The organism is Salinispora mooreana (genome assembly GCF_000379065.1).
Taxonomy (GTDB): Bacteria; Actinomycetota; Actinomycetes; order Mycobacteriales; family Micromonosporaceae; genus Micromonospora; species Micromonospora mooreana.
The window spans coordinates 426,252-450,026 of sequence record NZ_KB900614.1 but is presented as its reverse complement, the minus strand read 5'-3'; the positions used below and the strand labels follow the sequence as shown (position 1 = coordinate 450,026).

Annotated in this window: 19 protein-coding genes; 8 read left to right on the top strand and 11 right to left on the bottom strand. The window is 71.9% G+C overall.

Going from position 1 to position 23,775, the window contains the following annotated elements:
- Positions 1-164: 164 nt before the first annotated feature.
- Positions 165-398 carry a GntR family transcriptional regulator gene (locus SALPAC6_RS0102040; protein WP_018251785.1) on the top strand — a complete coding sequence of 78 codons (234 nt, stop codon included), beginning with the start codon at positions 165-167 and terminating at the stop codon, positions 396-398.
- Positions 399-452: 54 nt separating this feature from the next.
- Here the strand turns inward: SALPAC6_RS0102040 and sucB are convergent, their stop codons facing one another.
- Positions 453-2,270, bottom strand: a complete 1,818-nt coding sequence (gene sucB / locus SALPAC6_RS0102035; protein ID WP_018251784.1) for a 2-oxoglutarate dehydrogenase, E2 component, dihydrolipoamide succinyltransferase — start codon at positions 2,268-2,270, stop codon at positions 453-455.
- 65 nt (positions 2,271-2,335) lie between these two features.
- Positions 2,336-3,724: a dihydrolipoyl dehydrogenase gene (gene lpdA, locus SALPAC6_RS0102030; protein ID WP_018251783.1), complete on the bottom strand. Its 1,389-nt coding sequence runs from the start codon at positions 3,722-3,724 to the stop codon at positions 2,336-2,338.
- Between the two features lie 178 nt (positions 3,725-3,902).
- Between lpdA and SALPAC6_RS0102025 the strand changes: the two genes are divergently transcribed.
- On the top strand, positions 3,903-4,229 hold the full coding sequence (locus SALPAC6_RS0102025) for a hypothetical protein (RefSeq protein WP_018251782.1): 327 nt from the start codon (positions 3,903-3,905) through the stop codon (positions 4,227-4,229).
- A gap of 107 nt (positions 4,230-4,336) precedes the next feature.
- Here the strand turns inward: SALPAC6_RS0102025 and SALPAC6_RS0102020 are convergent, their stop codons facing one another.
- Positions 4,337-5,902, bottom strand: coding sequence for a leucyl aminopeptidase (locus tag SALPAC6_RS0102020; RefSeq protein ID WP_018251781.1), 1,566 nt, complete (start codon positions 5,900-5,902; stop codon positions 4,337-4,339).
- A gap of 161 nt (positions 5,903-6,063) precedes the next feature.
- On the opposite strand from SALPAC6_RS0102020, the gene gcvT reads away from it, so the two are divergent.
- Positions 6,064-7,188 (top strand): glycine cleavage system aminomethyltransferase GcvT, encoded by a 1,125-nt coding sequence (gene gcvT, locus SALPAC6_RS0102015; RefSeq protein WP_018251780.1) that lies wholly within the window; start codon positions 6,064-6,066, stop codon positions 7,186-7,188.
- A gap of 50 nt (positions 7,189-7,238) precedes the next feature.
- Here the strand turns inward: gcvT and SALPAC6_RS0102010 are convergent, their stop codons facing one another.
- The 3 genes from SALPAC6_RS0102010 to cobU form a co-directional block, all read right to left on the bottom strand.
- Positions 7,239-8,534, bottom strand: coding sequence for a hypothetical protein (locus SALPAC6_RS0102010; RefSeq protein WP_018251779.1), 1,296 nt, complete (start codon positions 8,532-8,534; stop codon positions 7,239-7,241).
- Positions 8,535-8,599: 65 nt separating this feature from the next.
- Positions 8,600-9,373, bottom strand: a complete 774-nt coding sequence (locus tag SALPAC6_RS0102005) for an adenosylcobinamide-GDP ribazoletransferase (RefSeq protein ID WP_018251778.1) — start codon at positions 9,371-9,373, stop codon at positions 8,600-8,602.
- Positions 9,363-11,324 (bottom strand): bifunctional adenosylcobinamide kinase/adenosylcobinamide-phosphate guanylyltransferase, encoded by a 1,962-nt coding sequence (gene cobU / locus SALPAC6_RS0102000; protein WP_018251777.1) that lies wholly within the window; start codon positions 11,322-11,324, stop codon positions 9,363-9,365. The genes SALPAC6_RS0102005 and cobU overlap by 11 nt, the downstream gene beginning before the upstream one ends.
- 163 nt (positions 11,325-11,487) lie before the next feature.
- Here cobU and SALPAC6_RS0101995 point away from each other — a divergent pair, with 163 nt between their 5' ends.
- Entirely contained in the window at positions 11,488-11,688 is a 201-nt protein-coding gene (locus tag SALPAC6_RS0101995; protein ID WP_018251776.1) for a hypothetical protein, read from the top strand.
- Positions 11,688-12,485 carry a site-2 protease family protein gene (locus SALPAC6_RS0101990; RefSeq protein ID WP_018251775.1) on the top strand — a complete coding sequence of 266 codons (798 nt, stop codon included), beginning with the start codon at positions 11,688-11,690 and terminating at the stop codon, positions 12,483-12,485. The genes SALPAC6_RS0101995 and SALPAC6_RS0101990 overlap by 1 nt, the downstream gene beginning before the upstream one ends.
- A 102-nt stretch (positions 12,486-12,587) precedes the next feature.
- On the opposite strand, the gene SALPAC6_RS0101985 is transcribed toward SALPAC6_RS0101990, so the two are convergent.
- The 5 genes from SALPAC6_RS0101985 to nadA all read right to left on the bottom strand — a co-directional run bounded on the left by SALPAC6_RS0101985 (position 12,588) and on the right by nadA (position 20,909).
- Positions 12,588-13,586 (bottom strand): aldo/keto reductase family protein, encoded by a 999-nt coding sequence (locus tag SALPAC6_RS0101985; protein WP_018251774.1) that lies wholly within the window; start codon positions 13,584-13,586, stop codon positions 12,588-12,590.
- A gap of 117 nt (positions 13,587-13,703) precedes the next feature.
- The gene (locus tag SALPAC6_RS25220) at positions 13,704-17,006 is read right to left on the bottom strand and encodes a WG repeat-containing protein (RefSeq protein WP_188115225.1); all 3,303 of its coding nucleotides are present in this window, start codon (positions 17,004-17,006) and stop codon (positions 13,704-13,706) included.
- Positions 17,007-17,454: 448 nt separating this feature from the next.
- Positions 17,455-18,048 (bottom strand): DUF3043 domain-containing protein, encoded by a 594-nt coding sequence (locus tag SALPAC6_RS0101965; RefSeq protein ID WP_018251770.1) that lies wholly within the window; start codon positions 18,046-18,048, stop codon positions 17,455-17,457.
- Positions 18,049-18,143: 95 nt separating this feature from the next.
- Positions 18,144-19,499, bottom strand: coding sequence for a UDP-N-acetylglucosamine 1-carboxyvinyltransferase (gene murA / locus SALPAC6_RS0101960; protein WP_018251769.1), 1,356 nt, complete (start codon positions 19,497-19,499; stop codon positions 18,144-18,146).
- A gap of 210 nt (positions 19,500-19,709) precedes the next feature.
- A complete protein-coding gene (nadA, locus tag SALPAC6_RS0101955; protein ID WP_018251768.1) occupies positions 19,710-20,909 on the bottom strand; it encodes a quinolinate synthase NadA in 1,200 nt (399 codons plus the stop codon).
- A 67-nt stretch (positions 20,910-20,976) separates the two neighbouring features.
- Between nadA and SALPAC6_RS0101950 the strand changes: the two genes are divergently transcribed.
- From SALPAC6_RS0101950 to SALPAC6_RS0101940, 3 genes are all read left to right on the top strand, one after another.
- Positions 20,977-22,113: a glycerate kinase family protein gene (locus SALPAC6_RS0101950; RefSeq protein ID WP_033666320.1), complete on the top strand. Its 1,137-nt coding sequence runs from the start codon at positions 20,977-20,979 to the stop codon at positions 22,111-22,113.
- A gap of 137 nt (positions 22,114-22,250) precedes the next feature.
- Positions 22,251-22,613: an iron-sulfur cluster insertion protein ErpA gene (gene erpA / locus SALPAC6_RS0101945; protein WP_018216456.1), complete on the top strand. Its 363-nt coding sequence runs from the start codon at positions 22,251-22,253 to the stop codon at positions 22,611-22,613.
- 154 nt (positions 22,614-22,767) lie between these two features.
- Positions 22,768-23,745: a carbohydrate kinase family protein gene (locus SALPAC6_RS0101940; RefSeq protein ID WP_018251766.1), complete on the top strand. Its 978-nt coding sequence runs from the start codon at positions 22,768-22,770 to the stop codon at positions 23,743-23,745.
- The last annotated feature ends 30 nt before the right edge of the window (positions 23,746-23,775 follow it).

Genomic DNA, 23,775 nt, shown 5'->3' with positions numbered 1-23,775 from the left:
CGTTAGCCCGCCAGGCCTGCGCGAGGGTCAACCACCTGGCCCGCCCCACCTGTGACCGGCGGGTCAGTTCGCCGCCACCGGGGGAGTACGCGCGGCGTGTTTCGCCTCGGCGAGTTGCGCTCCGTGTCGGCCGGTCATGGTCGAATGGCGGTGCAGACCTGGGAGTGTGGATGCCCGCCAAAGCGAAGTGGGTGCTGCTCGCGGACCATATCCGTGCGCGGATCGAGTCCGGGGAGTGGGCGCCAGGGGAGAAGTTGCCGTCAACGGCCGAGCTCAGGCAGGAGCATGGCGTGTCGCAGACGGTCGTGCGCCAGGCGATCCTGGTGCTTCAGACGCAAGGGTTCGTCGAGGGCGTCCACGGCGTCGGCGTGTTCGTCGCGGAGCGGCCTGACCCGTGAGACGACGGTGGGCTGCCCGGATCACCGGGCAGCCCACCGTCGTCGGGTCGGGTGTTACCGGCCCAGTTCGGCCTCGAAGTTGCCGGCCTCCAGCCGCTCCTTGATCGTGCCAAGGAAACGGGCAGCGTCGGCACCGTCGATCAGTCGGTGGTCGTACGACAGGGCCAGGTAGATCATCGACCGGACGGCCACGACCTCGCCCAGTTCCGGGTCGTTGACCACGACTGGGCGCTTGACCACGGCACCCGTGCCGAGCATCGCCGACTGCGGCGACGGCACGATCGGGGTGTCGAAGAGGGCACCCCGGCTGCCGGTGTTGGTCAGCGTGAAGGTCGCGCCAGCGAGCTCATCCGGGCTGATCTTGTTGGTCCGGGTACGCTCAGCCAGGTCGGCGACCCGCTTGGCGATGCCGCCCAGGTTGAGGTCACCGGCATTGTGGATGACCGGCACCATCAGGCCCCGCTCGGTGTCCACGGCGACGCCGAGGTGCTCCGCCTCCGGGTAGGTGATCTTCCCGGCCCCCAGGTCCATCTGGGCGTTGACGATCGGGTACGCCTGCAATGCCTCGACGGCGGCCAGGGCGAAGAACGGCAGGAAGGACAGCTTCACGCCGTGCCGCTGCTGGAAGGTGTCCTTCGCCTGTGCCCGCAGCTTGGCGATCCGGGTGACGTCGACCTCGACCACGGTGGTGAGCTGCGCCATCTCGTGCAGCGACTCGTGCATCCGCTTCGCGATGGTCGTACGGATCCGCGGCAGCTTCTCGGTGGTGCCCCGCTTGCTGCTGGGCGTGGGCCGGGCCGCCGGCTTCGCCGCGGGGGCGGTGGGCTGCGCTGCCGGGGCCGGAGCCGTCTTGGCGGTGCGGGCCTGCTCGGCCGCGTCGAGCACGTCCTGCTTGCGGATCCGGCCACCCACACCAGTGCCCTTGACCGTGGTGAGGTCAACCTTGTGCTCGCCGGCGAGCTTGCGGACCAGCGGGGTGACGTACCCGGCGTTCTCCGTGCCGCCGGTCGTCGCCGGCCGGGATGCGGGCGCGGACGGGGTGGCGGCCTGCTCCGCCTTCGCCGGATCGGAGGCGCTCTCGGCTTCGGCCGCCGGCTCGTTGTAGGAGACGCCCGGGGTCGGCTCAGTGACCTTCTGCTCGGGCTTTGGCTCCGGCTTGGGTTCCGGCTTCGGCTTGGGCTCCGGCTTCGGCTTGGGCTTCGCCGCGGCGCCGGCCGCGCCGACGATTGCCAGCGTCGCGCCGACATCGGCGGTCTCGTCCTCCGCCACGGTGATCTCCAGGACGGTCCCGGCGACCGGCGAGGGGATCTCGGTGTCCACCTTGTCGGTCGACACCTCGAGTAGCGGCTCGTCTACCTCGACGGTGTCGCCGACCTGCTTGAGCCAGCGGGTGACGGTGCCCTCGGTGACGCTCTCGCCGAGGGCCGGCATCGTCACCGGGCTGCCCTCGCCCGACGAGCTGCCCTCGCCCGACGAGCTGCCCTCGCCCGACGAGCTGCCCTCGCTCGAGGACGCGGGAGCCGACTGCTTCTGCTCTGGCTCCGGGCCGGTGCCCTCGGCGGCGGCGGTCTGCTCGGGTGCCGACTGCCGTGACTCGGCCTCGCCGCCGCCCGCCGCCCCGTTGTCGCCCGAGGCCTCATCGCCGATCGTCGCCAGCTCGCTGCCGACCTCGGCGGTCTCGTCCTCGCCAACCACGATGCGGGTCAGTACACCAGCCGCGGGAGACGGGATCTCCGTGTCGACCTTGTCGGTCGACACCTCGAGTAGCGGCTCGTCAACCTCGACGGTGTCGCCCTCCTGCTTGAGCCAGCGCGTGACGGTGCCCTCGGTGACGCTCTCACCGAGCCGGGGCATGGTGACCGATACCGGCATTTCTCCAGACTCCTTCATTCCCCTGATGGGATCGTCGCCCGTCGCCGGACGCCGTGGTTGTCGTGTCAGGCGTGCGCGTGCAGCGGCTTGCCGGCGAGGGCCAGGTGCGCCTCACCCAGCGCCTCGTTCTGGGTCGGGTGGGCGTGCACGAGCTGCGCCACCTCGGCGGGGTACGCCTCCCAGTTGTAGATGAGCTGGGCCTCACCGATCAGCTCACCGACGCGGGCACCCACCATGTGCACGCCGACGACCGGGCCGTCCTCGACCCGGACCAGCTTGACGAAGCCGGTCGTCTTGAGGATCTGGCTCTTGCCGTTGCCGCCCAGGTTGTAGTTGTACGTCTTGACCTTGTCGGCGCCGTACTGCTCCTTGGCCTTGGTCTCGGTCAGGCCGACCGAGGCCAGCTCGGGGTCGGAGTAGGTGACCCGCGGGATGCCGGCCTCGTCGATGACGGCCGGGTTCTCTCCGGCGATCTCCTCAGCGACGAAGATGCCCTGCTGGAAGCCGCGGTGCGCCAGCTGGAGGCCGGGCACGATGTCGCCGACCGCGTAGACGTTCGGCACGCTCGTGCGCTGCCGCTCGTCGGTCAGCACGTAGCCCCGATCCATCCGGACGCCCTGCTCCTCGTAGCCGAGGCCGGCGGTGTTCGGTCCCCGGCCGACGGCGACCAGCAGCAGCTCGGCCTCGATGGTCTCGCCGCCGGCGATGGTCACCCGGACGCCGCTGTCGGTCTTCTCGACCTTCTCGAACGGCTTACCGACCTTGAAGTTGATCTTCCGCTTCCGGAATGCCCGCTCCAGCGCCTTCGACGACTCCTCGTCCTCGGCGGCGACCAGCCGGGGCAGCGCCTCGATGATCGTGACATCCACCCCGAAGGACTTCCACACGCTGGCGAACTCCACCCCGATGACGCCACCACCAAGCACGATCACCGACGCCGGGACCCGGTCCATCACCAGCGCATGGTCGCTGGTGATGATCCGCTCGCCGTCCACCTCCAGGCCGGGCAGGCTCTTCGCGTACGAGCCGGAGGCCAGGATGATGTTGCGGCCGGTGTACCGCCTACCGTCGACCTCGACGGTGTTCGGAGCGACCAGCCGGCCGGCGCCGGACACGATGGTGATGTTCTTCGCGCCACCCAGCAGGCCCTGCAGTCCCTTGTACAGCCGGGCGACCACCCCGTCCTTGTACGAGTTGACCGCCGCCATGTCGATGCCGACCAGCTCGGCCTTGACGCCGAACTGCTCCGACTCGCGGGTCTGGTCGGCGACCTCGGCGGCGTGCAGCAACGCCTTGGTCGGGATGCAGCCGTTGTGTAGGCAGGTGCCGCCGAGCTTGCCCTTCTCGACCAACGCGACGGACAGGCCCAGCTCAGCGGCGCGCAGCGCCGCTGCGTAGCCGCCGCTGCCACCTCCGAGGATGACGATGTCGAAGGTCTCGTTCGGCTCGCTCACGTCCAACTCCCAGGTCGCCTGGCTGCATCGGGGGTCACCGTGGGGTAATGCGGACACACCCCACCTCGGTCATCTTGTCACCACCACGCCCGGCACGGGTAACGAGGTGCCCAACGACACGTCCGAGACACGTACCCTTGGCATCAGCTTCGATGGTGCGGGTGTGGGGAGACGACCGGTGGGACTGTTCCGACGGAAGAAGGCACGTCCGGTCAGTCAGGGTCGCGGGGTTGACCGGGGCGATCTGGGCCACCTGGAGAACTTCGTGCGAACCCGGCGGGGAGTCGAGGCGTACATCGAGCCCCGGACGACCGTCACCGAGACCACGGTCATGCTGATCGCCGACGACGGGGAGTGGACTCGCCGCCGGATCGACGGCCCGGACGGCGCGCGGCGCTTCGCCCACCGGCTGGGCATCCCGGTCTACGACGTGAGCCTGATGGGCTACCCGCAGCGGATGCGGGACTACAACGAACGCCGCAAGCGTCGCCCCGAGTTGTTCTGAACCGAGCTGGCGAGTGAGTTCGACACCATGGCGGAGGTGGGTGACTCAGCGGGTGGTGCGCAGGGCCCTCGTACCCGCCGCGCCGGTACGAGGGCCCTGCTGACACGTCAGCCCTGGCTGGCGATGTCCTCGATCAGGTGCAGCAGGGTGCGGACGGGCACCCCGGTGCCGCCCTTGGTCCAGTAGCCCGTCGGCTCACCCGAGTGGTAGCCGGGGCCGGCGATGTCGATGTGCGCCCAGGCGACCTCCTCGGTGACGAACTCACGCAGGAACACACCGCCCTGGAGCATGTGACCCGCCCGGTCCATCCCCGCGTTGACCTGGGAGATGTCGGCGACCTCGGAGTCCATGCCCTTGCGCACGTCCTCCGGCAGCGGCATCGGCCAGGTCGGCTCGCCGACCGCCTCGCCGGCGGTCCGCACCCGCTCGCACAGCTCCGGCGTGCCCATCACACCGGCCACCTTCTTGCCCAGCGCGACCACCTGGCCGCCGGTGAGCGTGGAGGTCTCCAGGAGGTAGTCGCAGCCGTCCACGCAGGCCCGGGCGATCGCGTCGGCGAGGACCATCCGTCCCTCGGCGTCGGTGTTGAGCACCTCGACGCGCTTGCCGTCGAACATCGTGATGACGTCGCCCGGCCGGTACGCCGTACCGGAGGGCATGTTCTCCGCCATCGGCACATACGCGGTCACCGACACGGCGGGCGCAAGTTCCGCGACCGCCAGCATCGCGGCGGCGACGGCGCCGGCGCCGGCCATGTCGGCCTTCATCTCCCACATACCCTGCGCCGGCTTGATCGAGACGCCGCCGCTGTCGAAGGTGATGCCCTTACCGACCAGGGCGACCCGCTTGCCGTTGCCGCCACCAGCCGGGGTGTAGCTGATCCGCACCAGTCGCGGCGGGGCCTGCGACCCCTGCCCGACGGCGGTGATGCCCCCGTAGCCGCCCTCACGCAGGGCGACCTCGTCGAGCACCTCCACCTCCAGCCCAGCCGCGCGGGCGGCGGTCGCCACCGAGTCGGCGAAGGCGGGCGGGCGCAGCTCGTTGGGGGCGGCGTTGACCCAGTCCCGGGAGGACCGGACCGCGTTGGCGACCGCCTGCGCCCGGGCTACCTCGGCCGTAGCGGTGGCGTCACCCGCGTCCGGGACCGCGACCAGCACCTCCGCGACCGGCTCCCGCCGGGCCGGCTGCGGGCGGGTCTTGTAACCGGCGAACCGGTAGCCGCCCAGCAGGCCCCCCTCGGCGACCGCGCGCAGCGCGGCCGGCGCGTCGGCGTCGTCCGGCAGCGGCAGGGCCAGCGCGACTCGGGCCGAGCCGGCCAGCGCCCGCACCGCGGCACCGGCCGCCCGGCGCAGGGTCTCCGGGGCGGGGGCGGCGCCGGTCGGCTCCGGTCCGAGGCCCACCGCGGCGATCACCGGAGCGGTAACCGTGCCGAGCGTGGCGAGCTTGATCACCTCGCCCGGGCCTCCGGTTGCGCCGAGCAACGCCAGCGTCTCGGTCAGTTTTCCATCGAAGGCCGCGGCGATGCTCTCCGCGCCGCTGGCCAGCAGCAGGGTGCCGACGAGGTCGCCGGCCAGCTCTCCGGGCTGGCTGTGCACGCCGATGACGATCGCGTCAACGGCGAGCTCGGCGGGGTCGGTGTCGACGAGGCTGAGGGAAATAGTGGGCGATGTCACTGAAGCTACTCCGGGCGGGCCGGGCTGGTCGCGTCGTCGCGCACCAGCGATGAAGGTCTCCGGCGGACCGTACCCGCCGTTGACCAGGGCTGTCCCGCCAGTGGTACTGGCGGGTCCCGCCGATGCTAACCAGCCGGGGTAATGCCGGTAAGTTGCCACCCATGACCGACGTGACCTCCGGCTCCGCCGACACCCGGCTGCGCCGCTCTCCGCTGCACGACCGGCACGTCGCTGCCGGCGCCAAGTTCGCCCTCTTCGGCGGGTGGGAGATGCCGCTTGAGTACGCCGGGGGCGGGGTGCGTAAGGAGCACTCGGCGGTCCGCGACGCGGTTGGCGTCTTCGACGTGTCGCACCTGGGCAAGGTGCGGGTCACCGGCGCGGGGGCGGCGGAGTTCGTCAACGCCTGCCTCAGCAACGACCTGGCCCGGATCGGGCCGGGCCGGGCGCAGTACACCCTCTGCTGCGACGATGCCACCGGTGGTGTGGTGGACGACATCATTGCCTACCTGTACGCCGACGACCACGTCTTCCTGATCCCCAACGCCGCGAACAGCGCCGAGGTGGTGCGCCGGCTGCGGGCCGCCGCGCCACCGACGGTCACGATCACTGACGAGCACGAGGCGTACGCGCTCCTCGCGGTGCAGGGCCCGCGCTCGGCAGACCTGCTCGGCGCGCTGGGACTGCCCACGGAGCACGGCTACATGAGCTTCGCGGAGGGCGCGCTGGCCGGGGCCGACGTGACCGTGTGCCGCACCGGCTACACCGGCGAGTGGGGTTACGAATTGATCCTGCCCGCCGCGGCGGCCGGCGGAGTCTGGGACGCGCTCTTCGCCGCCGATGAGCCGCTGCGGGCGTGCGGCCTGGCTGCCCGGGACACCCTGCGTACCGAGATGGGCTACCCGCTGCACGGGCAGGACCTGTCGCTGGAGATCACCCCGGTGCAGGGCCGTTCGGGCTGGGCGGTCGGCTGGGACAAGCCCGCCTTCTGGGGACGCGCGGCGCTGCTCGCGGAGAAGGCCGCCGGCCCCCGGCGCCGGCTGCGCGGCCTGGTGGCCGTCGATCGGGCCATCCCGCGCCCCGGGATGGTCGTCTACCATGGTGAGACGCCGGTCGGTGCGGTCACCAGCGGCACCTTCAGCCCGACCCGGAAGCAGGGCATCGCCTTGGCCCTGATCGACACCGAGCCGGCCCTGGCCGACGGGGCCGAGCTCGAGGTCGACATCCGGGGACGCCGGGCAGCGGTGAGCCTGGTCCGCCCGCCGTTCGTCAACCCCTCGGTTCGGTAGCTCGCCCCCCGGTCAGCGCCCGCGCCACCCGGCCGATCGGCGGGGGCGGGTCAGACCGGCGGGGCGGGGCGTTCGCCGGCGTCCAGGACGGCCTGGGTCCAGCCGCCTTCCCGGACCCCGGTGCCGTCCAGGACCGCCCAGTCGACCACGTCGGTCGCCTCCACCACCACCGCGGAGCCGATCCGTACGGCCGGATCCGTGGTGGCGTCGCTGGCGCTGGCGCCCTCGATCTGCTCCGGCGTCGGCCAGGAGGTCACCCCGGCCCACACGTACTCCGGGCCGTCCTCCCCGGGAAGTCCGTACTTCACCACCAGCTGCGTCTCCGGTGGTAGCGCCCCGGCGAGGAAGCGGGCGCGGATCTCGCCCAGGGAGGCGCGGGCGGTGGCGACCGCCTGGCTCATCGCGTCGCCGGAGCGGGTGTAGCGCACGTCCGGTGCGATGCCGGTGAAGAGGGTTCCACAGGCCGAGGCGTAGTAGCGGCCGTCCGGTCCGGAGTAGCCGGCCGGCGGCCGCAGGGTGAGGAACGAATCCGCCTCCGGGTCCGTCGCCGGGTCCAGCTCCAACCGCAGCAGCACCGGGGCGGTGGCCCCATGCTGTTCCGGGTTGCCGTACGCCACCGCGATGTCTCCTCCGGTGACCGTGGCCAGTACGGGTAGCTGCACGAACGCAGGCAGCTCCTCGCCGGCCAGGCCGTCGGTCCACGTGCGCAGCAGCCGCCGCGCTGTGCCGGTCATCACCGCGCCCCAGGCCCGGGTCAGGTGGTCCGGCACGCCCTGTGCCTGTAGCTCCAGCAGCCCGAACCGGCGCAGCCCCTTGGTGGTGAACCAGAGCCCGTCGGCGTCGGACGAGTACGGCACCAGTACCCAGTCGACCAGCCGGATCCGGCCCTGCTCGTCCGGCAGGGACCGCAGCGCGGTCGCCGGGTCGAGGAACTGGAGCCCGAAGACATCCACCACGTCGCCGCCGGCCGCGTCGGCGACCGCCGCCGCCACCGCCCGCGCCGCCCACTCGTGCGCCGGCGGCCAGCCGGGCCGGTACTCGGCCTGCACCACGACCAGGTGGGTCGCCGCCGCCAGCCGGGACAGCGGGGCCTCGGTCGCGCCGAAGGCGGTGAGCAGGTCCGGCGGCAGCTCGGGGAACTCGTGGATCGGCCGGGTGTCCACGCTCATCAACGGGCTGTCCAGCATCTGCTGGGCGAGTGCGTGCACCGGCTCGGCGAGCCGCCCGGTGAGCTGCCGTACCGCGGTCTTCGTGCCCACCCTCGGCAGCCCGGCCATCGGCACCAGGTAGGTCGCGTTCAGCGTTTCCGGGACCGGTACGGGCAGGAAGTCGTCCGTGATGAGCATGGGGTCTCCCGGATGGCCGTGCCGGTGTTGTCGTGCGCCACGCTACCCGCCGGGATGTGCGGAGCTCAGCCGGACAAGACCAGTCCCAGGTAGACAAGGGTGGTGACCACCTCGACGGTGGCACCGAGCACGTCGCCGGTGACCCCACCGAGGCGGCGCACCACGTGCCGGAGCAGCCAGACCGCGGCGGCGAGGGCGGCGATGACGACGAGTGGTCCCTGCCACGGACGGTCCGGCACGGCGGCGAGCGCCAGCAGCGCCACCGCGGTGGCCCCGGTAGCGAGGGCGCCTGGCCCGACGGTCCCGGCGACCAGGGCTCCCAGCCCATCCGGTCGAGCTGCCGGCAGCCCGCGCCGGCAGGCCAGCGCGACTCCGAGCCGCCCGGCGGCGGTTGCGGTCACCACCGCCGCCAGCACGGTCGGCATTGACCACTCGGCCAACTCCGCGAGCACCGCCGCCTGCACCAGGAGGACGACCACCAGCGCGGTGACCCCGAACGGGCCGACATCCGGCTTCTTCATGATCTCTAGCGCGGCCGGACCGCGCCGGTACGAGCCGAGCGCGTCCACGGTGTCGGCGAGCCCGTCGAGGTGCAACCCCCGGGTCAGCAGTGCGCCAGCCCCGACCGTGACGCCAGCGGCTACCAGTGGTGGCGCGAAGCCGCCGGTGAGTAGCAGCACTCCGGTGAGGAGGGCGCCGAGTAGCGCGCCGACGGCCGGGGCCAGGGCCATCGCGGTGCCGGCGACGGCCCGGTCGATCCGGCCGGCCCGCACCGGCAATGTGGTAAACGTGGTCAGCGCCAGCCGGGCCCCGGCGGCGAGCCGCGGTTCAGCCGGCACGCCGGCCAGACGAATCCAGCGGTGTGGACTCCGGATCGGTACTGGTGGGCCCCGGTCCGGCCGGTTCTGGCTCGCGGAAGTCCGGCTCGTCCTCCGTCGGCGTCGCCGGCTCTGGTTGCTCCGTCGGCTTGGCCGGCGTTGATTCCTCCGTCGGTGGCGTGGCCTCGTGTGGTTCGTTCGTTGTTGAGCCGGCGGCCACCCGCTCCGTCGTCGGCGCGGCCTCCTCCGACCCGACCCGTAGCGACGGGTGCGCCGGCAGCGCCGCGGCCACGGCCAGCGCTGACCGCAGCAGCGGCAGCGCCACCAACGCGTTCCCGCCCTCGCCCACGTCCAGTCGCAGGTCAAGCAGGGGATTGAGGCCGAGCACGTCGGCGGCGAGTTGGACACCGGGGTGCCCGCCGTGGTCGGCGAGCAGGCACCAGTGCCGGGCAGGTCCGGCCAGGTCACGGCTGACCAGACCGGCCGCAACCCCGACCGGCCCGTCCAGGAGCACCGGCAGCCGCCGCGCGGCGGCACCGAGCAGCACGCCGGTGGCGACCGCGATGTCGCCGCCGCCCACCTCGGCGAGGATCTCCTTGGGCTCGCGGGACGAGTGGCGGCTGCGGTGCAGCCCATCCCGGACGGCCGCGCAGCGCACCATCCACGCCGCGTCGTCGTACTCACCGGCGTCGGTGCGCACCCGGGCGAGCACGGTGGGTGGCTCGGCGCCGGCCGTGGCGGCGAGCACGGCTGCCGCGGCGGCGTCGGTGCCGGCGCCGCATGCCCCCAGCACCAGCAGCCGTACGCCCGCGTCGGCGGCCTGGTCAGCGAGCCGCCAGCCGAGCTGCAACGCCGCCTCGACCTGGTTGAGGGGGAGCGCCGGGTCGGTCTCGATCGGGTCTGCGGCGGGGGCGTCAACCACCTGCAGCTCGGCCCCGGCCTCAGCGGCGAGGCGGGCCCACACACCCTGGCCCTCCCGGGCCTCCTGGGCTCGGCGGGCGGAGTCGCCGGGGGCGGTGCCGGCGGCAGCGCCGCCCGCGTGGTCGCCATGCACCAGCAGCAGCCGGGTGCTGCCCCAGGGGGTGGGCTGCGAAGTGCCCTGGGTGGCGGCGGCGAACTCGACCAGCTGGGTGAGCCCGCCGAAGCCGGCGCCGGGCAGGTCCCGGGTGGCCACCCGCTCCACGGCCTGCGAGCCGGCGTCCTCGTCGGGCAGAGGCAGCTCCAGGCCCGGCTCGATGGCCAGGCCGGTCGCGGCCACCGGCGGCGTCAACCAGGGGGCGCCGGCACCGGTGGCGAGCTCGGCCGGGGCGCTCGGGGTCAGCACCTCCGGTAGCGGTGTCGGTGCGAGGATCGGGCTGGTAGCAGCTCTGCTGCCGGCGGCGGCCGGCGTGACCTGAGCCGGGACGGCGGCCGGGCGGGTCGGTGGGAGCGGTTTGAGCCAGATGGGCTGGCCGGCGACCACCAGCACGACCGTGTCCACCGCGTCGGCGATCGCCCGGTTGGCGGTGCCGAGCGCATCGGCGAAGGCGCGGCCGAGCGGGGTCGTCGGCACCAGCGAGAGGCCGACCTCGGAGCTCACCAGCACCAGCCGGGCCGGGCAGGAGCGGACCGCCGCGGCCAGCTCGGCGATGGTGGCCGTGGCGTCGGCGGGTTGGTGGGCGGGGTCGAGGAGAGCCGTCACCCAGCCACCGACATCGTCAACGAGTAGCGTCTCGGAGGGCTGCGCGGCGGCTAGCATCTCCGCCAGCCGGCGTGGCTCCCCCGCGATCTCCTCCGTGGTCCACGTCGTCGGCCGGCGGGCGCGGTGAGCTTCGAGGCGGGTCGCCCACTCCGTATCGTCGGTGCTGGTGTCGGCGGCGGTGGCCACATACCGGACCGCCGGCGCGTCGGCCACCAGGGCCTCGGCGAACTCGGACTTTCCCGACCGGATTCCGCCGAGCACCAGGACCGTGTTCCACCCGTCAATGGACATGCCCGTACCTTAAGGCCGCCCGGTGCCTGCCCGCCTCCCGCCCCGCTCCTCCCGGAACTGCTCACATCCGCCTCGAAACGATCATGCCTGGGCCGGACGTGCAGCCGTCGGCGGCGCGGCGGACTAGGCTGACGGGAGATCAGCGGCGAGGGGAGACACGCAGATGGCGTGGAGCTGGCAGTACGAGGGCGAGAACGGCGAGCCGGCGTCCGGGCCGGCCGAGTCGTTCACCAGCCAGGCGGACGCCGAGTCCTGGATCGGCCAGACCTGGCGGGAACTCGCGGCGGCCGGCGTGATCGCGGTCCTGCTTGTCGAGGACGACCGCGTGGAGTACCGGATGAGTCTGCAGCCCCCGGCGGAGTGATGACCGGAGACCGCGCTGGAGGCGGGCCGCTGGTGCTGGGCGTGCCCCGGGCAGCGTTCCGCCCCAGCCCGGTCTTCCTCGGGCTGGTGGCGCTCTTCGCGCTCAGCGGACTCCTGACCTGGCAGGAAAGCGGCAACATCCGGGTTAACGTGTTCCTCTTCGTCGTATCCGGGTGGCTGGTCTCACTCTGCCTGCACGAGTACGCGCACGCGCTGGTGGCGTTCCGGGCCGGTGACCGCAGCGTCGCGCACCAGGGCTACCTCACCCTCAATCCACTGAAGTACAGCCATCCGCTGCTGTCGATCGCGCTACCGGTGCTGGTGGTGCTGCTCGGTGGTATCGGCCTGCCCGGCGGCGCGGTCTGGGTGGACCGGCACGCCATCCCGGGGCGGCTACGGCACACCCTGGTCAGCCTCGCCGGCCCGGCCACGAACGTGGTGTTCACGCTGGTGCTGGTCATCGCGGTCCGGCTGGCGGCGAGCGGCGGCGGGCCGGTGCAGTTCTGGGCTGCGGTGGCACTGCTCGCCTTCCTCCAACTCACGGCGAGCCTGCTCAACCTGCTTCCGGTGCCGGGGCTGGACGGAGGCAACATGATCCAGCCATGGCTCTCCCCGCCGTACCGGCGGGTGTACGACCTCTTCGCGCCGTACGGCTTTCTCCTGCTCTTCGCGCTGCTGTGGAACCCCCGGATCAACGGCTGGTTCTTCGGGACGGTCTTCGCCGTCGGTGACGCGCTGGGCCTACCGCCGGGCCTGTACGGGCTCGGCCTGGACCTGGTCCGCTTCTGGCAGGGTTGAGCCCGCGCGGTACCGCCGGTCACTCCGGCCGCGGTGGGCCGGTCATTTCGCACGGCGGTGGGCCGGCCGGGTCCTCCCGGCCGGCCCACCGCCGTGGGCGGGTCAGGGCCGCTGCGCGGGGGACTCGGTCCGGGCCGGGTCCCGCTCGACGATCGGCTCGATGATGTCGTCGATCGCCTTGAGCAGGTCGGCGTCGAGCCGTACCCCGGCCGCCTTGACGTTGTCGTGCACCTGCTCGGGGCGGGAGGCACCGATGATTGCCGAGGAGACGTTCGGGTTCTGCAGCACCCAGGCGATGGCGAGCTGGGCCATGCTCAGCCCCGCCTGCTCGGCGAGCGGCTTGAGCTGCTGCACCCGGGTCAGCACGTCGTCGCTGAGCCACTTGGCGATGAAGTGCGCGCCGGACTTCTCGTCGGTGGCCCGGGAGCCCGCGGGTGGGGGGTGGCCCGGCTGGTACTTGCCGGTCAGCACACCCTGGGCCATCGGGGACCAGACGATCTGGCCGATGCCCAACTCCTCGCTGGCCGGCACCACCTCGGACTCGATGACCCGCCACAGCATCGAGTACTGCGGTTGATTGGAGATCAGGGGAATCCGCAGTTCACGGGCGAGCGGGTGGGCCTGGCGTAGCTGCGTCGCGGTCCACTCGGAGACCCCGATGTAGAGGGCCTTCCCAGCGCGGACAACATCGGCGAACGCCTCCATTGTTTCTTCGATCGGGGTGCTGTGGTCATACCGGTGCGCCTGATAGAGGTCGACGTAGTCGGTACCCAGCCGGCGCAGCGAGCCGTCGATCGACTCCATGATGTGCTTGCGGGACAGGCCCCGGTTGTTGCGACTCGGCCCGGTCGGCCAGAACACCTTCGTGAACAGCTCGAACTCGGAACGCCGTTCGTTCTGCAGCGCCCGACCGAGGACCTCTTCCGCGCGGGTGCCCGCGTACGCGTCCGCGGTGTCGAAGGTGGTGATACCGGCGTCCAGGGCGGCCCGGACACAGGCGACGGCTGACTCCTCCTCAACCTGCGAGCCGTGGGTGATCCAGTTTCCGTATGAGATCTCGCTGACCATCAGGCCGGAACGGCCCAGGTGTCGGAATTCCATTCCCTGACCTTAGCTCGGTGGCACGCCCACGAAGGGCACGGTTCTGCTCGCCGACCCCGATGCAGTAGCGGGGACGGTCGCCGAGCCGTTGCCGGCCGAGCTTTCTGTCCGACCAGGTCAGAGCAGTGGCACCGCATCGGTGAGTAGCTGTTCGATCTCGGTGAGCACCTCGGCCTGGTCGGGATGCGTCGGCTCGATCAGCGGTCCGCCCTGCCGATCCAACGCCCCCCATCGGCCGGCGGTGGTGGCTACCAGGTAGGCCACGGGGTGCACCACCAACGCCGGGTGCACCGGCGGTACGACCACCCGTCCGGTCCGGTCCACCACGCCATACCGCCCGGCCAGGTCAACGACGGCCAAGCCGTCCTCGGTGAAGCCATCCACCTGCCCGCCGGCAACGAGCATGGTGGCGAACCCGTGGTAGCGGGTCGGTACCACCAGCCGGCCGGCGCGGTCGACCGCGCCCCACCCCTCCCGCCGGACCACGGCGATCCCGTGTCGGAACGGGCGCACGTCGGCGAAGCCCGGTGGCACCACGACCTCGCCCTGCGGGTCAATCGCACGCCAGCCACCGGGCTCACCCTGGGACACCCAGGCCAGCCCGTCGGCGAACGGGCGGACCACCAGCCAGGACGCTGTCAACACGGTGCTGCCAGCTCGATCGAGCAGCGAGAACCGCTGGTCGTCCGGGCGGCGTACCCAGGCCAGGCCCTCTCGGAACGACTGCGCCTCCGCGTACTCCGCCGCGATGACCAGATCACCGTCCGGGTCGGCGTACCCCCAGAGATCGCCGTCGCGCGCCGGCGCCGGTGGTTGTTCCGGCTCCAGCAACTCCGCCCTGCTGCGGGGGTACGGCCCGAAGCCGGACTTGGCGGCCCGATCGGCGACCGCGTCCAGACTCATCCGTACCCGCTCCAGCAGCTCCGCATCGGCGGTGCCACGTAGGTCCAACGCCCGCTCGAAGTGCAGGCAGGCCTCGATCAGTCGACCTTGGTCAACGCAGCACCGTCCAGAATGTTCGTGCAGCGCCGCCCGGAGTCGGTCGGGCAGTTCCGGCGAGTTCGCCTGGGCGAAGAGGCGGTCGGCTTCGTCGTACTCGCCCCGCCACCGCAGCACGTGCGCCAGCCGGGCCTGGGCGAGAGCGGACCGTCGCAACTCGCCGGTGGCCTCCGCGTAGGTCAGGGCCAGTCGGCCGTCTGCCAGCGCGTCGTCCAGATCACCAGCCGCCCGGGACGCCACGGCCCGCAGACTGAGCAGCCGGGCCCGGGAACGGTTGTCCATGGCTGTGTCGAGCTTCTCGGTCAGCCGGTGTCGGATATTCCGGAACTGCCCCGGGTCGGGGATGACCTCGCGGAGCGTGGCCGGGTCCAGTCGCCAGGGAAGGTTGGCCAGGACCCGTTCGGGGTCGCCCGGCGGGGCGGTGTCGTCGGCGTCCGCGGCATCCGCGGGGTCGCCCCGGTCCTCGGCGGGCGGAACAGTCGCGGGCGCGGCTACCGTATCCGGCGGGGGAGTGGCCGCTGTCTCCGGTGCGGGGCCTTCCCGCGTCTCCGTCGTGGGCGCCTCCGTTGCCTCCGCCTCCGCCTCCGTCTCCACTGCCTCCGTCTCCGCTGGATTGGCCTCCACTGCCTCCGTCTCCGCCGGGTTGGCCGCCGGTCGCGGTGTGGGCGCGGGGAGCATGTGGTCCGGCTCCGGTGGCCTCGCGGCCTCCGAATCCGACGAGGCGGGCTCGGCGGTGGGGGCGGGTCCCGCCGCTGGCGCACGTTCCAGGCCAGTGTCGGCTTGTGCCGGGTCCGGGCTCTCCGTCGGGGCAGCGTCCGCTATCGGGGCTGAATCCTCGTCCGGAGTCTCGTCGCTGCTCTCGAGGACGCCAGCAGCAGCGGTGGTCGGTGCGGCACCGGCTGACTCGGTCTCCTCCGGTGCGGTGCTGGCGGGTTCCGCCTCCTCCCCGGGGGTGCTGGCGGCTTCCGCGTACCCGGGGGCGGTGCTGGCTGGCTCCGCGGAGGGTGGTGATGCGGCGGCTGACCCCTCGTCGGGCTGGTCGGGTGCGGCGGTCGGCGACGGTGCATCCGGGTTGGACGGGGTTGACGCGGCGGCGGGCGTGGGTGGCTCGGCGGGGGCGGGGGCAGGGGTGGTGGCCGGTCCGAACCAGGCGTTTGGCCCACTCGGGCCCGGCGCCGGACCGACGGGTTCGGTGGTGGGCGGTGGCGGAACATACCGCCGCGGCTGCGATGTACTGGTGGCTGGTGCTGGCCCGTCCGCCTCGGGAGGTGGCGGCGGTCCGGGAGGTGCGCCGGTGACCGGGCGGTGCTGGTGCGGAGGGGGCGGTGGGGCCGTCCCCGCACCGCCGGACACCGGTCGGCTGGGGGCACCGGACACCGGTCGGCTGGGGGCACCGGACACGGGTCGGCCGTACGGGGGCGCCGACGTGCTCATCGGGGGACCGCCCTGCGGCGGACGGTGCGGTGGCGGGAGGTGCGGTCGGGGTGGCTCGCCGTGCCGGGGGTTCTCCTGGCTTGGGCCCGGCTGGGGTGGGGGCCAGGGCTGTGGGGTGCCGGGCCGACGGTTGGGGCGCGGCTGCTGGCCTGGCTGTCGGTCGGGGTGGCGGACCGGTCCGGGTGCTCCGTCGTGGTGCGGGTGGACGGCGTGGTGCTCGGCAGCGGGAGCAGGGCCGGCCAGGTGGCCGTGGCCGTCCGAATGCCGTCGTGGGAATGGGCCAACGTGCCCATCCCGGTTCGCCTGGGGCCCGTCCGGCCTCGGGTGCCCACCATCGCTCTCCGGCGGTGCGCCGGGCCGACCATGATCGGTGTCGGTTGACCGTCCCCATGGGTAGCGGCTTCGAGGTGGCGGCCCTCCAGCCTCCCGGCCGAGGGCGTAGCGCTCGCGTCCCTGGGGTCGCTCCTCGTCCGGTTCGGGAATCCAGCCCGGTTCTGGGTGCCGGGCGGGGGAGACCGGCTGGTTCCGCCCGCCGGGCTCGTGCCACGAACTCCGGTCGTCGTGCCGGTCCGGACGGGCGTACTGACCGTGCCCGGCGCGGGTGCGGTGGCGGTCCCGGTCCCAGGCGGGGTCGCCGTCGCGGAAACCCCCCGACTCCGGCCGCCGGCCTCGGTCGGCCCCCTGGGGCGCCGCGCCGGGTTGCCGGCGGCGCGGCTCCTCGTCGCGGCGGCTCCGGCGGTTGTCTGGTTCATCCCAGGATCGGCCGGTGTACGTCCCGTCGGGGCGGGTCGGCGCCAGCGGGGGCACCGTGGCCCGGCCGACATTGGCAGCTCGCCCGCGCGCGGCAGGCGGCTGGGTGTGTTCGATCCCGATGTCGCCGGGGTAGCGCTGGCCGGGGAACTGCGGATACCACTCGTTGGTCGGCTCGACCATCCAGGACGGCTCGGCGAGGTGGTGCCACGGGTCGCCGTATCCGCCGCGACTCATCCGCACGCCCCGTCGCCGGCGTGGCCGAGGGGGCTGCCCTGGCCTGCCCGCAGGGAATGCGCGAGACTTGGCGGGGGCGTCTGGTTGCGTTCGGGCGCGCCCCGATGACCGGCTCGCGTCCGCTCGCTCACGGCGATTGTCACCTCGTTGCACCTTGTCGCGCTGGGCACCCGCCGGCCGTAGCTTCTTCCGTCCAGCAAGGCGTAGCTGCGGAAGGAGGGTAGCGGCGCGGGCTCGGTTGCCGCCACTGCGGCGCCCGCGCGGGACCCAAACGTTATCCCATGTTCCGGAAATGTGGGCTAAATCCGGACCAGGGTTTCGGCATCCCGGACAGCTGACCACAGGGTCTTCGTAGCTGCCGGGGGCGGTTCCGGTGGCGTCCGTGCCCCCGCTGGTGCTGGGTCGAGGTGTCGGAAGGGGGGCGAGCAGCTGCTCGCGGCGGGTGCCGTCAGACCGGGTCGCCGATGGCGACGCGGGGTACGGGGGCTCGCATCCGGCGGAAGGTGATCGACCGCATGATCGCGTAGAGGTAGAGCGAGCCCATCCGTTGCCCGGTGTTCGGGAAACGCTCCCGGACCAGCTTCTTGATCTTTCGTGAGATCAGGATCGAGTCGATGATCAAGGCGAAGGCGAGCACCACCCACAGGATGTTGGAGCCGAGCCGGACCTCCGGCGGCATCGCCTGGTTCGAGCCGAGCAGCACGATCAGTGCGCCACCGAAGAACCAGGTGCCCACCGTGCGTCGGGAGTCGACCACGTTGCGGGCGAGTAGCCGCTCCGGCCCCCGGTCTCGGGGGCCGCCCTCGCGGCGGAACTCCGCGGCCGACTCGGCGCGCAGTCGGCGGCGCTCCGCGCGGCGCTCCTCCTTGCTCAGCGACGTGACCGCCGTGGTGGGGCGCCGCCCGATGCTGGGCCGCTTGGGCGTCTCGCGCCCCTTCGCCGGCGTGTAGCCCCGGGGGTGGGCGGCGGGCTCCTCCTCGGGAGTCACCGGTGTGGTGACTTCGTCGAGCAGGTCAGTGGCTTTGCGACGAAACAGGGGCACGTGCCAAGCGTAGCCACATGTCCGCGCCCGGTGCACATCGCGGTGCGTCGGGCGCGGACATCAGGAGCGGGTATCGCCGCCTGCGGTGGTGTGGGTCATGGTCGTTCGACGTGCGCGCCGAGGTCGGCGAGCTTTGCCTCGAAGTCCTCGTAGCCACGGTTGATGAGGTCGACGCCGTACACCCGGGAGGTGCCCTCGGCGGCGAGCGCCGCGATCAGGTGGCTGAACCCGGCCCGCAGGTCGGGGATGACCAGATCGGCGGCGTGCAGCTTACTCGGCCCGGCGATGACCGCCGAGTGCTTGAAGTTGCGCCGGCCGAAGCGACACGGCGTGCCACCCAGGCAGTCTCGGTAGATCTGAATGTTCGCGCCCATCGAGTTCAGCGCCGACGTGTAGCCGAGTCGCTGTTCGTACACCGTTTCGTGCACGATCGAGAGGCCGCGGGCCTGGGTCAGCGCCACGACCAGCGGCTGCTGCCAGTCGGTCATGAAACCCGGGTGCACGTCGGTCTCCAGCGCGACCGACTTCAGCTCCCCGCCCGGGTGCCAGAATCGGATGCCGCCCTCCTGGCCGGGGTCGTTCAGCCGGGGTGGGCGGGCGTCGGTGACCTCGTACTCACCGCCAACCGAGCGGAAGATGTTCAGGAACGTCATCATGTCGGCCTGCTCCGCGCCCAGCACCTCGACGTGGCCGCGGGTGGCCAGCGCGGCGGCGGCCCAGCTGGCCGCCTCGATCCGGTCCGGGATCGGGCGGTGCGAGTAGCCGTGGAGCTTCGGCACGCCCTGGATCTCGATCACCCGGTCGGTGTGCACCTTGATGATCGCGCCCATCTTCTGGAGGACGCAGATCAGGTCGACGATCTCCGGCTCGACCGCCGCGTTGCGCAGCTCGGTGACACCTTCGGCCATCACCGCGGTCAGCAGCACCTGCTCGGTGGCGCCGACACTCGGGTAGGGCAGTGCGAACTTCGTGCCGTGCAGGCCGTTCGGCGCCGACAGGTGTAGGCCCTCCGGCTGCTTGTCGACGGTCGCCCCGAACTCACGCAGCGCCTGAAGGTGGAAGTCGATCGGGCGGGGGCCGATGTGGCAACCGCCGAGGTCGGGGATGAAGGCGTGGCCAAGCCGGTGTAGCAGTGGCCCGCAGAACAGGATCGGGATCCGGCTTGAACCGGCGTGCACGTTGATCTGGTCGGTGCTGGCGCTCTCCACGTTGGCGGGGTCGAGGACCAGTGCGCCGTCCTCGTCGCCATCAGTGACCTTGACCCCGTGTACGCCGAGCAGGCCACGGACGACCTCGACGTCACGGATCTTCGGTAGGTCGTAGAGCCGGCTCGGGCTGTCCCCGAGCAGCGCGGCGACCATCGCCTTGGAGACGAGGTTCTTCGCACCGCGTACGCGAATTCGCCCTTCCAGCGGAGTGCCTCCGTGTACGACCAGGACGTCATCGGTCAACGCAACCTCCAGCGCGTCGAGTGGTGCCGGGTATCGGTGGGGTTGGATGTCCTGCGATCTGTGGTGGCAGGGGTCGGTAACCGGACACCCACGTGTCGTCGCCCAGGGCAGCATAGCCCTCGGTGATGAAGACGGACTCGGTCAGATCACCCTTGGCGGCATGTATCGGCGTTGTAGTACTTTTAGCGCCAGAGTGGCTACGGACAGCTATCACGTTCCACTTGGCGGCCGGTTCTCCGTTCCCGGCAGGGCGAGCATCTGGTTTAGCGCGACCCGGGCCTGGTGCGCGGTCTCCGCATCCACCGTGATCTGGTTCACCACCCGGCCGGCGACCAGCTCCTCCAGCGCCCACACCAGATGGGGCAGGTCGATGCGGTTCATGGTCGAGCAGTAGCAGACCGCCCGGTCCAGGAACATGATCTGCTTGTCCGGGTTGGCCAGCGCCAGCCGGCGGACCAGGTTCAGCTCCGTGCCCACCGCCCACGCCGAGCCGGCCGGGGCCGCCTCGATCGTCTTGATGATGTACTCCGTGGATCCGACGAAGTCAGCGGCGCGGACCACCTCGTGCCGGCACTCGGGGTGCACCAGCACGTTGACGCCCGGAACCCGCTCGCGTACGTCGTTGACGCTGTCGAGGGTGAACCGGCCGTGAACCGAGCAGTGCCCCCGCCAAAGAATCATCCGAGCGTCGCGTAGCTGCTCGGCGGTGAGCCCGCCGTTCGGCTTGTGCGGGTCGTAGAGCACGCAGTCGTCCAGCGAGAGACCCAGCTCCAGAACGGCGGTGTTTCGGCCCAGGTGCTGGTCGGGGAGGAAGAGCACCCGCTGACCCTGCTGATACGCCCACTCCAGCGCCCGCCTGGCGTTCGACGAGGTGCAGACGACGCCGCCGTTGCGCCCGACGAAACCCTTGATGTCCGCCGAGGAGTTCATGTAGGTGACCGGGACGGTGCCTTCGGCGAGGTCGAGGTCGGCCAGGGTCTCCCAGGCGGCCTCGACCTGCGGAAGCGCTGCCATGTCCGCCATTGAACAACCGGCGGCCAGGTCGGGCAGGACGACCCGCTGCTGGTCCGTGGTGAGGATGTCGGCGCTCTCGGCCATGAAGTGCACGCCGCAGAAGACGACGTACTCCGCGTTCGGCCGGGCCGCGGCCTCCCGGGCCAGTTTGAACGAGTCGCCGGTCACATCGGCGAACTGGATCACCTCGTCGCGTTGGTAGTGGTGGCCCAGCACGAAGACCCGGTCACCCAGCTGTGCCTTCGCCGCCGTTGCCCGGGCCACCAGGTCGGGATCGCTCGGCGCCGGCAGTTCGCCCGGACACTCGACTCCCCGTTCGGTAGCCGGATCGCTTCCCCGACCGAGCAGGAGGAGCGCGGTGGCGGTGGCGGAAGGTTCAACCCAGGTCGACGTCACGCCCCTATGGTTCCACAGCGCCACCGCGTTGCGACTTCTGCCGGTGTGTGCTGCCACACTGCTCGGCATGCGTGTGCTGCTCTGTCCGGACAAGTTCGCCGGCACTCTTGCGGCGCCGGCGGTGGCCGCCGCCGTGGCTGACGGATGGCGATCGGTGGCGCCGGACGACGACCTGCTCGTGCACCCCCTCGCCGACGGTGGTCCCGGGTTCCTGGACGTGTTGGCCGGGGCGATGGACGTCCGTCGGGTGCCGGTATCAACCGTCGACCCGCTCGGCCGTCAGACGGCCGGTGAGATCCTGCTCACCCCGGCCGGCACCGGGTACGTGGAGAGCGCTCAGGCCTGTGGCCTGCGGCTGCTCACCCCGGCCGAGTACGACCCGAGGCGTACCACCTCGTACGGAGTGGGGCTGCTGGTGGCCGCCGCCGTCGAGTGCGGCGCTTCCGAGGTGGTGATCGGGCTCGGCGGCTCGGCCACCAACGACGCCGGTGCGGGCCTGCTCGCCGCCCTCGGCGTGCCACCGCTGGATGGGGTTGGTGCGGCCCTGCCGTACGGGGGAGCGGCGCTGGCCGCCGTCGCGGCGCTGGACGGCGCGCCGCGGTTGCGGGACGCCCGGCTGGTCGCTGCCACGGACGTGGACAACCCGCTGCTCGGGGTGCACGGGGCGAGCAGTGTCTTCGGTCCGCAGAAGGGCGCCGACCGGGCGGACGTGCTGCTACTTGACGCGGCGCTGGAGCGGTTCGCCACGGTCCTTGAACGGGACCTGCCCGGCTGCCCCGGTGGCCTCGGCGCCCTGCCCGGTGGCGGGGCTGCCGGTGGGCTGGGCGCGGCGGTGCTCGCCCTCGGCGGCCGGTGCGAGTCGGGGATCGGCCTGGTCGCCCGCGCCGTCGGGCTGGACACCGCGCTGGACACGGTCGATCTGGTGATCACCGGCGAGGGCTCGTTTGATCAGCAGTCCCTGCGCGGCAAGGTGGTCGCTGGAGTGGCCGGCGCAGCCCGGGACCGAGGCGTGCCGTGCGTGGTGCTGGCGGGGCGGGTGGGCGCGGGCCGACGGGAGGCGGCCGCGGCGGGCGTCACCGAGGCGCACAGCCTGGTTGAGCACTACGGCGGGGCCGAACACGGCGGGGTGGAGGCAGCGGTCAGTCAGCCGGCTGACGGGCTGCGAACCCTGGCGGCCCGGCTGGCCCGGCAGTGGAGTCGCTGATCGGCCCCGTGCGGCCCCCGTCACCTGGGTGACCCGGCAACGATCGGCCTACAATCGAAAGCCGGACCGCAGTGGGAATCGTTGACCGACGGTGTTGGCCACGACGACCACACCTTACGTGTGCAGGGAGATTCCACGTGACCACGCCAGCGCAGACCGAGTCGACCGAGGCCCCCACGACCGTCATCCTCACCGACGTCGCGGCCCAGAAGGTCAAGGCTCTGATCGAGCAGGAGGGCCGTGACGACCTGCGGCTCCGGGTCGCGGTGCAGCCGGGCGGCTGCTCCGGCCTGCGGTACCAGCTCTTCTTCGACGAGCGGTCACTCGACGGCGATGTCGTCACCGACTTCGACGGCGTGGAGGTCGTCGTCGACCGGATGAGTGCCCCCTACCTGGGCGGCGCCACCATCGACTTCGCCGACCGTATTGACGCGCAGGGCTTCACGATCGACAACCCGAACGCGGGGAACTCCTGCGCCTGCGGCGACTCGTTCAGCTGACCGCCGACCGGCGGGCCGGCCCCGGTTCCATCCCGGGGACCGGCCCCCCGGTGGTTGGTACGGGAGTTGTCGGTGGTTCAACTGAACGGTTACCTCGGGGTAGCCGGAGCGGTAGGCTGACCGACGCCCCGCTCCCGACACCCCAAGGGATGACATGAAGATCGCCGTAACCGGCTCGATCGCGACTGACCACCTGATGAGCTTCCCTGGCCGATTCGCCGAACAGTTCATCGCCGACCAGCTCGACAAAGTGTCGCTCTCCTTTCTGGTGGACGACCTTGTGCTACGACGGGGCGGGGTGGCCGCCAACATCGCCTTCGGCATGGGCCAGCTCGGCCTGCGCCCGGTTCTGGTGGGCGCGGTGGGTGCCGACTTCGCCGACTACCGCTCCTGGCTGGAGCGGCACGGCGTTGACTGCGACTCCGTCCACATGAGCGAGATCGCCCACACCGCCCGCTTCGTCTGCACCACCGACACCGAGATGTGCCAGATCGCCTCCTTCTACGCGGGAGCGATGAGCGAGGCGCGCAACATCGAGCTGGAGCCGATCGCCCAGCGGTCCGGCGGCCTCGACCTGGTGTTGGTCGGCGCCAACGACCCGGAGGCGATGCTGCGCCACTCCGCCGAGTGTCGGGATCGGGGCTACGCGTTCGCGGCCGACCCCTCCCAGCAGCTTGCCCGGATGGCGGGCGAGGAGGTCGTCGCGCTGGTTGAGGGCGCCGAGTACCTGATGACCAACGAGTACGAGAAGTCGCTGCTGCAGAGCAAGGCCGGCCTCAGCGACGAGCAGCTGCTCGATCTGGTCAAGGTGCGGGTGACCACCCTGGGCAAGCAGGGCGTGGAGATCGCCGGACGGGGCATCGACCCGATCCATGTGCCGATTGCCCGGGAGATGCGCGCCGTTGACCCGACCGGAGTCGGCGACGGGTTCCGGGCCGGCTTCTTTACCGCGATTTCCTGGGGTCTTGGGCTGGAGCGGGCCGCCCAGGTCGGCTCGTTGCTGGCCACCCTCGTGCTGGAGGCCGTTGGCACCCAGGAGTACCAGCTCCGCCGAGACCTCTTCATCAAGCGGCTCGCCGAGTCGTACGGCGACGCGGCCGCCGAAGAGGTCCGCCCACACCTGGTGCCGTAATCCCACGCCGGCACTGATCCCCGGGCCCCG

Coding starts and splice junctions, on each gene's coding strand:
- sucB (WP_018251784.1), bottom strand. CDS start 2,270: ATGCCGGTATCGGTCACCATGCCCCGGCTCGGTGAGAGCGTCACCGAG.
- gcvT (WP_018251780.1), top strand. CDS start 6,064: ATGACCGACGTGACCTCCGGCTCCGCCGACACCCGGCTGCGCCGCTCT.
- SALPAC6_RS0102010 (WP_018251779.1), bottom strand. CDS start 8,534: ATGCTCATCACGGACGACTTCCTGCCCGTACCGGTCCCGGAAACGCTG.
- cobU (WP_018251777.1), bottom strand. CDS start 11,324: ATGTCCATTGACGGGTGGAACACGGTCCTGGTGCTCGGCGGAATCCGG.
- SALPAC6_RS0101995 (WP_018251776.1), top strand. CDS start 11,488: ATGGCGTGGAGCTGGCAGTACGAGGGCGAGAACGGCGAGCCGGCGTCC.
- SALPAC6_RS0101990 (WP_018251775.1), top strand. CDS start 11,688: ATGACCGGAGACCGCGCTGGAGGCGGGCCGCTGGTGCTGGGCGTGCCC.
- SALPAC6_RS0101985 (WP_018251774.1), bottom strand. CDS start 13,586: ATGGAATTCCGACACCTGGGCCGTTCCGGCCTGATGGTCAGCGAGATC.
- SALPAC6_RS25220 (WP_188115225.1), bottom strand. CDS start 17,006: ATGAGTCGCGGCGGATACGGCGACCCGTGGCACCACCTCGCCGAGCCG.
- SALPAC6_RS0101950 (WP_033666320.1), top strand. CDS start 20,977: ATGCGTGTGCTGCTCTGTCCGGACAAGTTCGCCGGCACTCTTGCGGCG.
- SALPAC6_RS0101940 (WP_018251766.1), top strand. CDS start 22,768: ATGAAGATCGCCGTAACCGGCTCGATCGCGACTGACCACCTGATGAGC.